15 protein-coding genes are annotated in these 14,560 nt (G+C 62.4%); 14 read left to right on the top strand and 1 reads right to left on the bottom strand.

The window, feature by feature from the left end:
* Positions 1–56: 56 nt before the first annotated feature.
* From alr to AC1RMF_RS09925, 14 genes are all read left to right on the top strand, one after another.
* Complete coding sequence (gene alr, locus AC1RMF_RS09990) at positions 57–1,151, top strand: alanine racemase (protein WP_493141331.1); 1,095 nt, start codon at positions 57–59, stop codon at positions 1,149–1,151.
* On the top strand, positions 1,148–2,359 hold the full coding sequence (locus AC1RMF_RS09985) for an HD-GYP domain-containing protein (protein ID WP_493141330.1): 1,212 nt from the start codon (positions 1,148–1,150) through the stop codon (positions 2,357–2,359). Before alr ends, AC1RMF_RS09985 begins: the two co-directional genes overlap by 4 nt.
* 105 nt (positions 2,360–2,464) lie before the next feature.
* A complete protein-coding gene (locus tag AC1RMF_RS09980; protein WP_493141329.1) occupies positions 2,465–3,706 on the top strand; it encodes a hypothetical protein in 1,242 nt (413 codons plus the stop codon).
* Positions 3,707–3,804: 98 nt separating this feature from the next.
* A complete protein-coding gene (gene radA / locus AC1RMF_RS09975; RefSeq protein ID WP_342619736.1) occupies positions 3,805–5,172 on the top strand; it encodes a DNA repair protein RadA in 1,368 nt (455 codons plus the stop codon).
* A gap of 10 nt (positions 5,173–5,182) precedes the next feature.
* Positions 5,183–5,542, top strand: coding sequence for a hypothetical protein (locus AC1RMF_RS09970; protein WP_342619735.1), 360 nt, complete (start codon positions 5,183–5,185; stop codon positions 5,540–5,542).
* Between the two features lie 47 nt (positions 5,543–5,589).
* Complete coding sequence (locus tag AC1RMF_RS09965) at positions 5,590–5,994, top strand: DUF1924 domain-containing protein (protein WP_342619734.1); 405 nt, start codon at positions 5,590–5,592, stop codon at positions 5,992–5,994.
* 17 nt (positions 5,995–6,011) lie between these two features.
* The gene (locus AC1RMF_RS09960; RefSeq protein WP_342619733.1) at positions 6,012–6,479 is read left to right on the top strand and encodes a diheme cytochrome c; all 468 of its coding nucleotides are present in this window, start codon (positions 6,012–6,014) and stop codon (positions 6,477–6,479) included.
* Complete coding sequence (locus tag AC1RMF_RS09955; RefSeq protein ID WP_493141328.1) at positions 6,476–7,198, top strand: cytochrome b/b6 domain-containing protein; 723 nt, start codon at positions 6,476–6,478, stop codon at positions 7,196–7,198. Before AC1RMF_RS09960 ends, AC1RMF_RS09955 begins: the two co-directional genes overlap by 4 nt.
* A gap of 6 nt (positions 7,199–7,204) precedes the next feature.
* On the top strand, positions 7,205–7,876 hold the full coding sequence (locus AC1RMF_RS09950) for a winged helix-turn-helix domain-containing protein (protein WP_342619731.1): 672 nt from the start codon (positions 7,205–7,207) through the stop codon (positions 7,874–7,876).
* Complete coding sequence (locus AC1RMF_RS09945) at positions 7,873–9,213, top strand: ATP-binding protein (protein ID WP_493141327.1); 1,341 nt, start codon at positions 7,873–7,875, stop codon at positions 9,211–9,213. Before AC1RMF_RS09950 ends, AC1RMF_RS09945 begins: the two co-directional genes overlap by 4 nt.
* Positions 9,214–9,262: 49 nt before the next feature.
* Positions 9,263–10,204, top strand: a complete 942-nt coding sequence (locus tag AC1RMF_RS09940) for a branched-chain amino acid transaminase (protein WP_342619729.1) — start codon at positions 9,263–9,265, stop codon at positions 10,202–10,204.
* Positions 10,205–10,226: 22 nt separating this feature from the next.
* Complete coding sequence (locus tag AC1RMF_RS09935; RefSeq protein ID WP_342619728.1) at positions 10,227–10,439, top strand: zinc-finger domain-containing protein; 213 nt, start codon at positions 10,227–10,229, stop codon at positions 10,437–10,439.
* Positions 10,440–10,479: 40 nt separating this feature from the next.
* Complete coding sequence (gene waaF / locus AC1RMF_RS09930) at positions 10,480–11,436, top strand: lipopolysaccharide heptosyltransferase II (protein ID WP_493141326.1); 957 nt, start codon at positions 10,480–10,482, stop codon at positions 11,434–11,436.
* A gap of 38 nt (positions 11,437–11,474) precedes the next feature.
* Positions 11,475–12,596 carry a polyamine ABC transporter substrate-binding protein gene (locus tag AC1RMF_RS09925; protein WP_493141325.1) on the top strand — a complete coding sequence of 374 codons (1,122 nt, stop codon included), beginning with the start codon at positions 11,475–11,477 and terminating at the stop codon, positions 12,594–12,596.
* 55 nt (positions 12,597–12,651) lie between these two features.
* Here the strand turns inward: AC1RMF_RS09925 and AC1RMF_RS09920 are convergent, their stop codons facing one another.
* Complete coding sequence (locus AC1RMF_RS09920; protein ID WP_493141324.1) at positions 12,652–14,286, bottom strand: methyl-accepting chemotaxis protein; 1,635 nt, start codon at positions 14,284–14,286, stop codon at positions 12,652–12,654.
* Between the last annotated feature and the right edge of the window lie 274 nt (positions 14,287–14,560).

Genomic DNA, 14,560 nt, shown 5'->3' with positions numbered 1-14,560 from the left:
TATAGCACGGCATGCAGTGTCAAAATCGGGGAAAGCAGCCTTCTCTACCATCCACCATGCCCCGTCCGATCCTAGCCACCATCCACACCCAAGCCCTGGCCCACAACCTCAACGTCGCCCGCAGCCACGCGCCGGACGCCCGGGTCTGGGCGGTCGTGAAAGCGAATGCCTATGGCCACGGCATCGAGCGTGCCTTCAACGGCCTGCGCGGTGCTGACGGCTTTGCCTTGCTGGATCTGGCCGAAGCCCAGCGCGTGCGCGATCTGGGCTGGCGCGGTCCGGTGCTGCTGCTCGAAGGCGTGTTCGAGCAGCGCGACCTGGAACTGTGTTCACGCCTGGACCTCTGGCATGCGGTGCACTGCAATGAGCAGATCGACATGCTGGCCGCCCACAAGACCAACGTGCCGCAACGGGTGTTCCTCAAGATGAACAGCGGCATGAACCGCTTGGGCTTTCGGCCCGAGCAGTACCGCAGTGCCTGGACGCGCCTCAACGCCCTGCCGCAGGTGGACGAGATTTCCCACATGACCCATTTCAGCGACGCCGATGGCGCTGCCGGCATAGCACGGCAGATGCAGGTGTTCGATGCTACCACCCGCGATCTGCCCGGCGAGCGCACGGTGAGCAACAGTGCCGCGGTGTTGCGCCACGCGGGTGTGCCCGGTGCCAGCGACTGGGTGCGCCCCGGCATCGTGGTGTACGGCAGTGCGCCGGACTTTCCCGAGCACAGCGCCGCCCACTGGGGTTTGCAACCCACCATGACGCTGGAGGCCAAGATCATTGGTGTGCAGCATCTGCAGCCGGGCGACACGGTGGGTTATGGCTCCAGCTTTGTGGCAACGGCACCCATGCGCATTGGCGTGGTGGCCTGCGGCTATGCCGACGGCTATCCGCGCATCTGCCCCACCGGCACACCGGCGCTGGTGGATGGCGCGCGCAGCCAGACGCTGGGTCGCGTCAGCATGGACATGCTCAGCGTGGATCTGACGGACCTGCCAAATGCCGGCATGGGCAGCACAGTCACCCTCTGGGGGCGCGCCGCCAATGGCGCAGTGCTTCCCATCGATGAAGTGGCGGCCAAGGCGGGCACCCTGGCGTACGAGTTGATGTGTGCACTGGCCGCACGTGTCCCAGTGGTGGTGGATGCATGAAATACGTTCCTATCCCTGTAGCCATGCTGGAGGTGGGCAAGCCACTGCCGGTGGACCTGGTCAGCGACAGCGGGCAACTGCTGCTGCGCAAGGGGCAGCCCATACTGTCCGACCAGCACAGGGAGAAGTTGCAGAGCTTCAATGCGAGCGCGCGTGAGAGCGATGCCATTGCGTGGCAGCGTGCCTATGAACGGCTGTTGCATGAAATGCTCAACAGTGGTGTCGATGCGCGCGAGCTCACCAAATTGACGCTGCCCAGTGAAATCCGAGAAACCGACTACATCGTCGGCAAGCAGCTCAGCGGTGGTTGGCTGGACTTGCAGGAAGTGCTGCGCGGCATCCTGTACCAAGGCGGTCTGGCAATACAGCCCTTGCCGCGCCTCAAGGGCATAGAGCACAAAGCGCTGGAGCTGGTGCAGCAGGATGTGGACGGCAGCCTGTTCCAGCTGTTCCAGGCGCTGACCGACAACAGCCTGGGTTATTGCGCCACACACGCCTTATTGTGCGCCGTGGTGTGCGAACTCACCGCCATCAAGCTGGGCTACACGCCTTTGCAGCGCCAGCCGCTGGTGTCTGCCGCGCTCACCATGAACATCGGCATGGCCCGTGAGCAAGACAGCATGTCGCGCCAGACCACGCCCATCAACGCATGGCAGCGCACCCTGGTGGCTGAACACCCGGTGCTGGGCGAGAAGCTATTGCGCGACCTGGGCGTGGACGATCCCCTGCATCTGGATCTGGTGCGCTGGCACCACGCACCGCTGTCCCGGGAGGCCTTGCCATCCGCTCTGCACAGCCGGCGTCTGCTCAATCTGGCCGACATGTTTGTGGCGCGCACGGCTGCGCGCAAGACGCGCTCGGCACTGTCGCCGGTGGAGGCGGTCAAGACCATGGTGTTTGGCGCCAATGGCGACGACCTCGGTCTGGGCTCTGCCATGGCGCAGGCGGTGGGCTTCTACCCGCCGGGCACCTACGTCAAGCTGGCCAACGGCGAAATCGCGGTAGCGGTGCAGCGCGGCGAGCGCGCCAATACGCCCTGGGTCATCAGCATCGTGGGCAGCGATGCCATGCCGCTGGCCAAATACGAATGCAAGAGCACGGCCGAGCCGCGCACCGCCATCACCATGCCGGTCAACTTTGAAAAGATCAAGGTGGCGGTCAACCCCGACAAAGTGCACAAGGCGCGCGAGCGCATTCCCAAGCCTTAGCACGCAAACCATTCCTCTTTCCCCCGTGTTCGCGGGATTGTGAAGGTCAACCCATCTCTGAAAAATGGAGACGGGAGAAACGTTCAACAATTTTGGGAGAGGTCCATGGTCATTCAATCGGTTCGCGCTTTGCGCTTCATGTGTCTTGCGGCCGCCGCCGCGTTGCTTGCTGCCTGCGGTGGGGGCAGCAGCAGTCCGACCCTCAGTGGCGTGGCTGCGGTGGGTGTGCCCATCGTCAGCGGCTCGGTGAAAGTGAGCTGTGCCGGCGGCTCCGCGCTGAACACCACCACCAGCAGCAGCGGCAGCTGGAGCGTAACCACTTCCGGGCAGACCTTGCCCTGCGCAGTGCAGGTGTCCGGCGGCACGGCCGGTGGTGCTGCCAACACCACGCCCTATCACTCCATCGCCCTGTCCTTCGGCACCGTCAACATCACGCCCTTGACCGATCTGGTAGTCGCCCAGATGCTGGGTGCCGCGCCGCAGACCTGGTTTGCCAGCCCCGCTTTCAGCAGCGTGAATGCAACCAGTCTGAATGCGGCACTCACCACGGTCAGCAGTTCGCTGGGCATGACAAGCACCCTGGGCACTGTCAATCCTTTCACTACCGCATTCGTGCCGCAGAACGGCGTGCTGCTGGACGACGTGCTCGAAGCCATCAAGACGGCATTGACCAACCAGTCGCAAACCTATGCGGCCCTGCTGGCCGCGGCACAGGCCGGCAACTACGCCACATTTACCGGCTTTGGCACCGCGTTTACTGTCGCCTACGGTTCCGTATCCGGCCCGGGAAGTTCCGGGGTCACCAGCTGTGCCAACGGCGAAACCAAGATGACCTATTTCGGGACCAGCGGCAAGTACGCCGATGGCCAGTCCGTATGCTTTACCGGCAGCGCCACTGCGCTGAGTTTTTCGGGCAAGACCTTGACCAGTCCTACGCTCAATGGCGCGGTGACCAGTCCGTTCTCCGCCTATGTCTTTACCGACGCTTCGGACAGCTACAAGTACGAGATGATCCTGGATTCGGGCGCGTTGTACGAGATCAATGTCTCCAACGGACCGACCTATGTGGGGCAGTTCGTCACGGGTAGCCTGACGGTGGAAACCACGGTGATGGGCGTCACCACGTCGATTTCCATAGGGGGCATCCATGCACCTGCGGACCAGTCCACTTTCTGCTCCGGTATCACGACAGACAACTCCATCACCTCGCTGACCAATGCGGGTGGATCATTGACCATCGACAGCTGCAGTTTCTCGGGCAACGTGGGCAATATCGCTGCCACGCTGCATGTCACCACGCCCGTCACCCTCAATACCTCGTACACCATCAAGTACACCTACAACTGAAGGCAAGCAGTTCGCCCGCCCAGCGCATATGTGCCGGGCGGGCTTTTTTGTGGGCGATTGGCAATGGGTATCTGTGGATTCATACAGTATCATGCTGCATGGCCAAAGAGAAAAGCATCTACACCTGCAACGAGTGCGGCGGCACCAGTCCCAAGTGGCTGGGCAAGTGCCCGCATTGCAATGCCTGGAACACCCTGATCGAATCCGTCGCCGGCAGCGACGCACCGGCCAAGAACCGCTTTGCATCCCTGGCCAAGACCGCCGATGTGGCGGTGCTGGCAGACATCGAAGCCAGCGATGTGGAGCGCACACCCACCGGTCACGAAGAACTGGACCGCGTGCTGGGCGGTGGCATGGTCGAAGGCGGTGTGGTGCTCATTGGCGGCGACCCCGGTATCGGCAAGTCCACGCTACTGTTGCAGGCGCTGGATTCGCTGCAGCGCCAGGGCAAGAGTACCTTGTATGTCACGGGTGAAGAGAGCGGCGCACAGGTGGCGCTGCGCTCGCGGCGTCTGGGCTTGGACAAATCGCAGGTCAAGGTACTGGCCGAAATCCAGCTGGAAAAAATCCTGGCCACGCTGACAGCGCACAGCCCCGATGTGGCGGTGATCGACTCGATCCAGACCGTGTACTCCGAGCAGCTCACCAGCGCACCGGGTTCGGTAGCGCAGGTGCGCGAATGCGCGGCCCACCTCACGCGTGCGGCCAAGTCCAGCGGCACGGCCATCGTGCTGGTGGGCCACGTCACCAAGGACGGTGCCCTGGCCGGCCCGCGCGTGCTGGAGCACATGGTGGACACCGTGCTGTATTTCGAGGGCGACACGCACAGCCAGTTCCGTCTGGTGCGCGCCATCAAGAACCGCTTTGGCGCGGTCAATGAGATGGGCGTGTTTGCCATGACGGAAAAAGGTCTCAAAGGCGTGAGCAACCCCAGCGCCATTTTTCTGAGCCAGCATGCCGAGCCTGTGCCCGGCAGCTGCGTCATGGTTACGCTCGAAGGAACGCGCCCCTTGCTGGTGGAAATCCAGGCGCTGGTGGACAGCGGCGGCCCGTCACCGCGGCGTCTCTCGGTGGGTCTGGACAAGGACCGGCTAGCCATGCTGTTGGCCGTGTTGCACCGCCATGCGGGCGTGGCCTGTATGGATCAGGATGTGTTTGTGAATGCGGTGGGCGGTGTGCGCATCAGCGAGCCCGCTGCCGATCTGGCGGTCATGCTTTCCATCACGTCGTCGCTGCGCGGCAAGCCCTTGCCCAAGGGCTTCATCGCCTTTGGTGAGGTGGGTCTGGCTGGTGAGGTGCGCCCCGCGCCGCGCGGGCAGGAGCGCCTCAAGGAGGCCGCTAAGCTGGGCTTCAGCGTGGCCGTGGTGCCCAAGGCCAATGCACCCAAGAAGCCCATCGAGGGGCTGACCATCCATGCCGTAGAACGAGTCGAAGAGGCCATGCAGGTGGTGCGCTCACTGGCGTAACATGTTGGCCATGGGCTGGCTCAACAAACTTCCAAACTCCGTTCGCAGCGCCAGTGGCCTGGAATGGAGGTTGTGGCGCAAGCTCCCGCTGATTTTCCTGGTGGGCACTGCCATCCCTCTGGCAGCGGCTGTGGCTCTGCATCTTTTCACCAACCAGGAAAGCACGGCGCAGCTGCGTTGGCTGCAGACCATGGACTATGTAGTCGTCGGCGTGGTGGTCTTCCACTGGACCGCCGTGGCCACCATTGCCATCGGCTGCATCGTGGTGATGGTGATGAAGGGGCCCGGCTATGTAGCCGATGCCATGGAGGTCTCGCACAGCGACCGCCCCCGCAGCAGCATGGAAGAAGAAGCGCCGCCCGAGCATTAAGCGGCGTTTAATCTGCGCGGCCTACGATGCAGTCCATCGGAGGTTCCATGTTCACACGCAAGTTTCTATTGAGTTCCGCTCTTCTCGGCCTGGGCCTATGTGCTGGTGCCGCACAGGCACAGACCACCCCGGCGCAGCAGGTTGCCGGCTATGTCGCCCAGTCGGGCCAGCCAGCCCAGGCTGCGGCAGGCAAGGAGTTTTTCACCAGCAAGCACGGCAAGGACTGGAGCTGCTCCACCTGCCACACCGCCAACCCCACGGTGCAGGGCAAGCACGCCACCACCGGCAAGGTGATTGAGCCCATGGCGCCGGCTTTCAACGACAAGCGCTTTACCGATGCGGCCAAGACCGAAAAGTGGTTTCGCCGCAATTGCAATGACGTGGTCGGTCGCGAGTGCACACCGGCAGAAAAAGCCAATGTGCTGACTTGGCTGCTCTCCCTCAAACCCTGAAGCTGGAGCCTGACACCATGAAGAAGAAACTATCCGTCCTGGCGGGCACGCTGTTGCTGTGCCTGTCCTTCGCCGAAACTGCAGGCGCCAGCCAGGGCTACGCCGTCCCACCCAACGCGCGGCACCAGCAGGAGTGCTCGTCTTGCCACGTAGCCTATCCCCCGGGCCTGCTGCCCGCGGCTTCCTGGCAGCGCATCATGGGCAATCTGCACAAGCACTTTGGCACCGATGCGTCGTTGGACGAGGCAACGGCACGCGAGATCAGCGCCTGGCTGGAGGCGCACGCCGGTACCGGTCGCCGTGGTGGCGAGGAACCTGCCCAGGACCGCATCAGCAAGGCACAATGGTTTGTGCGCCAGCATGACGAAGTGTCTGCCAGCGTATGGAAGCGCGCTTCCGTGGGCAGCCCGTCCAACTGTTCGGCCTGCCATGCGGAAGCCGCCAAGGGCAATTTCAATGAACACCAGGTGCGTATCCCCAAATGAGTGAAGCTTCCGAGAAACTGCAGAAGATCCGCATCTGGGATGCACCGGTGCGGGTGTTCCACTGGCTGCTGGTGTTTTGCTTTGCTGGCGCCTACATCACGTCTGAAGGCGAGCAATGGCGTCTGGTGCATGTGACGTTGGGCTACACCCTGGGCGGCTTGCTGCTGTTTCGCCTGGTGTGGGGCATTGTGGGCACGCGCTATGCGCGTTTCAGCAGCTTTGTGCGCGGACCTGCCGCCGTGCTGCGCTATCTGAAGTCGATCCGGTCCGGGCAGCCGGAGCACCATCTGGGCCATAACCCGGCCGGGGCCGTGGCCATTGTGCTGCTCATGCTCATGGGGCTGGCGCTGGCGGCAACGGGTTACGCCACCTACAACGACATCGGTCCGGGCTGGTTGTCCGAGCTGCACGAGCTACTGGGCAACGGCATGCTGCTGGTGGTGATTGGACACCTGCTGGGCGTGGTCACCGCCAGCTGGCAGCACCGTGAAAACCTGGCGCGCGCCATGGTCACCGGATACAAGACAGGTCTGCCCGAACAGGGCATACGCCGCAGCTGGGCAGTGATTGCCGTGGCACTGATTGCAGCGGTGCTGTCCTTCTGGTGGCAACAGTGGCAAAGTGCACCCAAGGCCGACGCCACCAGCGCCGTGCAGGAGTCCGCACAAATGGAGCGGGTAGCCAATTCTGCGGGCAAGCCAACCGAGACGGAACACTGACCCACTATGCGTATCCTGCTGGCCGAAGACGATGACATGCTGGGTGACGGCTTGCGCGCAGGCTTGCGCCAGGCTGGTTTTCAGGTCGACTGGGTGCGCGATGGCATGGCGGCGGAACGGGAACTCGCCACCGGCGTCTATGCCGCTGGCGTGCTGGATCTGGGGTTGCCGCTGAAAGACGGGTTGGATGTGCTCAAGGATTTGCGCGCGCGCAAGATCGATACGCCCATTCTGGTGCTCACCGCACGCGATGCGGTGCCCGACCGGGTGGTGGGCCTGGACTCCGGCGCTGACGACTACGTCATCAAGCCGGTGGACCTGATCGAACTGGCGGCACGCCTGCGTTCGCTGGTGCGGCGCTCGCTGGGGCAGGTGCAGGAAACCCTGTGCGCTGGCACCGTGGTGCTGGATGCTGCTGCCCGCAGCGTGAGCTGCCAGGGTGAACTGGTGCAGCTGTCCACCCGCGAATTCGATCTGCTGCATGCGCTGATGCGCAATGTCGGGCGCGTCCTCACGCGTGAACAACTGGAGCAGCAGATGTACAGCTGGGGCCACGAGGTGGAGAGCAACGCCATCGAGGTGCACATCCATCACCTGCGGCGCAAGCTGGGCGCTGACTTGATACAGACTGTGCGTGGTGTGGGTTACACCGTGCAACGCGAGCCGGCCGCCTCATGAAACGCCCCCGGCAGGCCTCGCTGCAGTCCCGGCTGATGATTCTGGTGCTGGGGTTCGCGGCTGCGGTGTGGCTGGGCTCCGCGCTGATCACCTGGCGCGATGCGCAAGGTGAAATCGACGAGTTGCTTGATGGCCACCTGGCGCAGGCGGCGGCGCTGCTGATGGTGCAGACCCAGGGCGATCACGACGACGTGTTTGATACACCGGTGTTGCACAAGTACGCACCCCAGGTGGCGTTCCAGGTGTTTGTCGAAGGGCAGATGATCATGCGTTCCTCCAACGTCGGCTCCGAGCCCATGGCACCACAGAAAGTGGGGTTCAGCACCATACGGCGCAGCGATGGCGAGCTTTGGCGCGTCGTGGTGGTACGCGGGGAAGAGCACGACATCACGGTGTTCGTCGGTGAGAAGGTGTCTTCGCGTCAGGCCATTCTGTGGGCGCTTCTGCGCAGCCTGTTGCGTCCTTTGCTGCTGGCTCTGCCGCTGTTCGGACTGGCGCTGTGGTGGTCGGTGCGCAAGGGGCTTGCGCCCCTGCATGATTTGCGCGCCATGCTGGACAGGCGCGCGCCCCAGGCCGATGAACCAGTGCCATTGGATGGCATGCCGCGCGAGCTACGTCCGCTGGTAGAGACGCTCAACGGCCTGCTGGAGCGCATAGGCCGCATGGTGCAAAGCGAGCGCCGCTTTACGGCTGACGCGGCACACGAGCTGCGCACCCCGATAGCGGCCATTCGTGCCCAGGCACAGGTTGCGCTGGGGGCGGGAGACGACGTGGCCGAACGCACCCATGCGCTGCAAACCACGCTGGCCGGTTGCGACCGGGCCAGCCGTCTGGTCGATCAGCTGCTCACACTGGCGAGGCTGGAGGCCGCGCCTGCGGCGCTGACTACCCGGGTAGACCTGAGTGCCGTGCTGCGTCGCGTGACCGGAGAACTCGCGCAGGGCGCGCTGGCGCGCCAGCAGGATGTGGAGGTGCTGGCCGACACGCCCTGCGCGGTAGCGGCGCAGGAAGTGCTGCTGGGGGTGTTGGTGCGCAATCTGCTGGACAACGCCATGCGCTACAGCCCGCCCCATGCCCGCATCCGGGCGCAGGTGTGCGTGGAAGGCGGCGTGCCGGTCCTGCGGGTGCAAGACAGCGGCCCGGGCATGAGCGACGAGGCCATTTCCCACCTGGGGGAGCGCTTCTTCCGGGTGCTGGGCAATGACCAGCCCGGCAGCGGTCTGGGCTGGTCCATCGTGCGGCGCCTGCTGGCGGTGATGGGCGCCCAGGCAGAGATTGCCCGTTCGGCAGAATTGGGAGGACTGTCGGTGACCGTGCGCTGGCCTGCATCCCCGTAAAATCCGGGATTCAGCCCAAATTGCAATCCACCTACCGAAGGACACACCCATGAGCGCTATTCCTCCCTCCATGTCAGACCGCGATGGAAAAATCTGGATGGATGGCCAGATGGTGGATTGGCGCGATGCCAAGATCCACGTGCTCACCCACACGCTGCACTACGGTTGCGGCGCGTTCGAAGGCGTGCGTGCCTACAAGTGCGACGATGGCTCTACTGCCATCTTCCGGTTGCAGGAACACACCGACCGCCTCTTCAACAGCGCCAAGATTCTGCGCATGAAGATCCCGTTCACCAAGGAGCAGGTCAATGAGGCGCAAAAGGCCGTTATCCGCGACAACAAGCTGGAGTCCGGTTACCTGCGTCCGCTCACCTGGATTGGCGACAAGAAGCTGGGCGTGTCGCCCAAGGGCAATACCATCCATCTGATGGTGGCCGCATGGCCCTGGGGCGCCTACCTGGGTGAAGAGGGCATGAAGCGCGGCATCCGCGTCAAGATTTCCAGCTACACCCGCCACCACGTCAACATCACCATGACCCAGGCCAAGGCGGTGAGCAACTACACCAACTCCATCCTGGCCAATATGGAAGCCACCGATGACGGTTACGACGAGGCTATGCTGCTGGACGCCAGCGGCTTTGTCTCCGAAGGCGCGGGCGAGAACGTGTTCGTGGTCAAGGATGGCGTGGTCTACACGCCGGACCTCTCCGCCGGCGCGCTCAACGGTATCACCCGCAATACCGTGCTGCACATCTGCAAGGACCTGGGACTGGAGCTGGTGCAAAAGCGCATTACCCGCGACGAGCTCTACATCAGCGACGAGGTGTTCTTCACCGGCACAGCCGCCGAAGTCACGCCCATCCGCGAAATCGACCGCCTGGAAATCGGCAGCGGCTCGCGTGGCCCGATCACGGAAAAAATCCAGAGCGCGTTCTTTGACATCGTCAATGGCCGCAACCCCAAATACGCTCACTGGCTGAGCAAGGTCTGAAGCATTTCCACAGGAATACACCATGTCGAACACCCCATCCAAGATTGAACTGCTGGCCAAGGACCTGAACCACCAAGGCGGCGTGTTCTGCCCCAGCCCCCTGGCCCACATGAAGACCTGGAACACCCACCCCAAGGTATACCTGGACGTGGGCCGCACCGGCGAAGCCAAGTGCCCCTATTGCGGTACGGTCTACGCGCTCAAGGCTGGTGAACACTTCGAACACGGGCACTGATTCGCTCCTCATCGCGCCCCAATGGATTGGGGATGCGGTGATGACCGAACCACTGCTGCGTCGCCTGCATGCCAGGGGCGAACGCCTGACCGTAGGTGCACTGCCCTGGGTGGCGCCGGTGTACCGCGCCATGCCGCAGGTGGCCGAGGTCATTGAATTCCCGTTTGCCCACGGCGGTCTGCAATGGCAGGCCCGCCGGGCTATGGCCGCCCATTTGCATGGCCGGTTTGATGTGGCCTATGTCTGCCCCAACTCGCTCAAGAGCGCCCTGATTCCCTGGTGGGCCAGCATCCCGAAACGGGTGGGCTACCGTGGCGAAGCGCGCTGGGGCATCCTCAACCGGCGCCTGCCCAATCCGCCCAAAGGTGAGCGCCCGCCCATGGTGGCGTTCTATTCCGCCCTGAGCGGCGAATCCGGCACTGAGGCCGATCGGCCGCAACTGCAGTTGCACGAGGCTGCGCGCTTGCAGGCGGTGCAGGCCCTGGACTTGATGCCCGGAGGCTATTACGTGTTTGCGCCGGGTGCCGAATACGGTCCGGCCAAGCGTTGGCCCGCCTCGCACTTCGCCGGTCTGGCCGCGCAGCTGGCATTGCCCGTCGTTTTGCTGGGGTCGCCCAAGGAAGCGGCATTGTGCGCGGAGATCGCTCGCATCGCGCAGGCTAGCCGCCCCGGCGCCTGTGTGGACTTGTCAGGCCGCACCAGCTTGGACCAGGCGCTGGCGGTGATTGCATCTGCCAAGGCCATGGTCAGCAATGATTCGGGTCTGATGCACGTGGCCGCCGCGTTCGGTATCCCGCAAGTGGCGTTGTTTGGCTCCAGCAGTCCGCTGCATACGCCTCCCTTGAGCGCGAAGGCGCAGGTGATCTGGCTGAAGAACGATGCGTCCTACCTGCCGGCGCTGGATTGCGCACCGTGTTTTCAAAGGGAATGCCCGCTCGGGCACACCCGTTGCTTGAACGATATTGCGCCCGAGCGGGTGTTAGGATTTATTCGGTAGGTCGTTTCTTTAATAACTTGATGAAAGGGTTTGGAAATATGAAGACGGTATTTAAAAAGCTGGGGCTGGTGCTTGCACTGTCGGGCGCGGCCTTGATGACATCGGGCGCACACGCTGCCGATGCGTCCAAGGTGCTCAACATCTACAACTGGTCCGATTACATCGCCGAAGACACCATCAAGAACTTCGAGAAGGAAACCGGCATCAAGGTCCGTTACGACAACTACGACAGCAACGAAATCCTGCACGCCAAGCTGCTGGCGGGCAAGACCGGCTATGACATCGTGGTGCCCGGTGCCCACTTCGCCAAGACCCAGATCGAAGGTGGTCTGCTGCAAAAGCTCGACAAGAGCAAGCTCACCAACTGGGGCAACCTGGACAAGGGCGTGCTGGAGCAGCTTGCCAAGGTGGACCCAGGCAACGAATACCTGGTGGACTGGCTCTGGGGCTATGTGACCGTAGGTATCAATGTGGACAAGGTCAAGGCCGCACTGGGTGACAAGCCCATGCCCGAAAACGCCTGGGATCTGCTGTTCAACCCTGAGTACGTATCCAAGTTCAAGAAGTGCGGCGTCAGCGTGCTGGATTCCGCCTCCGAGGTGGTGCCCGCCGCGCTGCTGTACGCAGGCAAGAACCCCTACAGCAAGGACGCAGCCGACTACGAAGCCGCAGCCAAGGTGCTCAAGGCCATCCGTCCCTACGTGACCCGCTTCTCGTCATCCGGCTACATCGAGGAAATGGCCAGTGGTGCGACCTGCCTGGTCATGGGTTTCTCAGGCGATATCAACATCGCTGCCAGCCGTGCCGCCGCTGCCAAGACCAAGAAGCCTGTGGTCATCCAGACGCTGGTGCCCAAGACTGGCGCCACCTTGTTCTTTGACTCCATGGCCATTCCCAAGGACGCACAGAATGTGGAGAACGCCCACCTGTTCATCAACTACATCCTGCGCCCTGAAGTGGATGCGTCACTCACCAACAAGGTGTTCTACGCCAACCCCAACGCGGCTTCTCTGAAGTTCGTGAAGAAGGACGTGGCCGAGAACAAGACCATCTTCCTGGAGCCCGCGGTCATGAAGGCCATGGTGGCGCCGGACGCTTTGCCGCAACCGATCCGCAAGGTGCAGACCCGCACCTTCACGGCTTTCAAGACCGGCAAGTAAGTCTTTCAGGTTTTCAAATCAAAGGTCCGTGGGCGTCAGGCCCTCGGACCTTTTTTCATGCGGCTGCGGGATTGCGCCTGCGCTCCACGCCGGCCACCAAGGTGCCATTGGAATTGGGTCTGCGCACAGACACCTTTTGCAACGCGTCTGCATCGTTGAGCTTGAAGGTGGCAACCACCCGGACCAGGTCCTGTGCCTGAGATTTGAGGCTGGCAGCGGCGGCCGCAATCTGCTCCACCAAGGCCGCGTTCTGCTGGGTGGTCTGGTCCATGCGGTGCACGGCTTCGCCCACCTGGGCCACGCCCGCGGACTGCTCGGCGCTGGCGGTGGTGATGGCGCCCATGGTTTCGGTGACGCGTTGAATGCTGGCCACGATCTCGGCCATGGTCACACCCGCGCGGTCCACCAGGGCCGTGCCTTGCTCCACACGCTCCACGCTGGCATTGATCAGTGTCTTGATCTCCTTGGCGGCCTCGGCACTGCGACCGGCCAGGCTGCGGACTTCGGAAGCCACCACGGCAAAGCCGCGCCCTTGCTCGCCCGCGCGTGCAGCCTCCACCGCCGCGTTCAGGGCCAGTATGTTGGTCTGGAAAGCGATGCCGTCAATCACGCTGATGATGTCGCTGATCCTGCGTGAGGACTCGTTGATGCCCTTCATGGTCTCCACCACCTGACCCACTACGTCCCCGCCGGAAGTGGCCACACCGGAAGCCTTGAGCGCAAGCGCATTGGCTTCGCGGGCACGCTCGGCGTTCTGCACCACCTGCGAGCCTAGCTGCTCCATGGACGAGGCGGTTTCTTCCAGTGCGCTGGCTTGCTGCTCGGTGCGTTCGGACAAATCGTTGTTGCCTTGCGAAATCTCGGTGCTGGATGTGGCTACCGTGTCCGAGCCCTGGCGTACGTTGACGACGATGGACCTCAGCGTGGACAGCATGTGGTCAAACGCGCTGGCCAGGCTGCCGCTTTGGGTGCTTCCATCGGTGAAGCTGTGGGTCAGGTCGCCCTCGGCAATCTGGTGCGCCAGCACGGTGGCCTCGGCCAGTTCCATGCCCAGCTGCGAGGTGATGCTTCTGGAAATGAATTGGGTCAATGCCACCAGAAACAGTCCGCCCACCAGAATGGACGCTGCGATCCAGATGCGCGCGCCCTTGGACTCCGCATCAAACTGTTTGTCCAGATCCTTGGCTTCCTTGGACACCAGCTCGTAGTACTTGTTGTATGCAACATCGAAGCGGTCAATCTGCTTGTCCACGGCGTCATCGACAGAGCCCATTTCACTCTGGGGAACATTCTTCTTGGATAGCTCCAGATATTGGCCTTCGTACAGGGTGCGAATTTCCTTGATAGCCGCAACAGCATCCGCAAGCAGGGCCTTCTTCTCCGATGTATCGGCACCTGCGGAAGCCATGGCAAAGGAGTCGTCGATTTCCTTGTTGATTTCCTGCCATTTCTTGTGCACCTCATCGAAGTTCCGGTTGATGTAGGTGTCCGCAATGACCCGGTAGGCCTGGGCACCCAGGTTGGAGTCGTGCTTGATGTCGGAAGCCAGTTGGGCCTTGGTGACGCCCTGGTCCTGCAAGGCGGAGAGGCGACTGAGCACAGACCAGTTGATAAGGGCCAACCCGATCATCACGGCAGCCGACAGGCCCACGATGAAATACAGGCGGTGTGCAATTTTGAGGTTCTTCATGTCTCCCCTCTCATTTGATGAATACCTGCATGGTACTGAATCCGCAACGGCACAAAAAAAAGCCACCTTGCGGTGGCTTTAAAAGTCCCCGAAGGGACGTCGTTGGATTTGTAGGAAGTCCGCCTTTTGGCTAGCGGATCTTCATTTTTTTGGACTGTGACAGCAGTTGGATGAACTTTACCGGGAGCCTGTCCAGTTTGATATCCCCCATACGGGGGAATTTCTATCCAAATGGTCAAATAAAAACGATAAAAATGATGAACTCCATCAGATT

It is taken from the genome of Rhodoferax sp. GW822-FHT04A08 (assembly GCF_058801025.1).
This window is presented reverse-complemented; position numbering and strand designations above follow the sequence as displayed.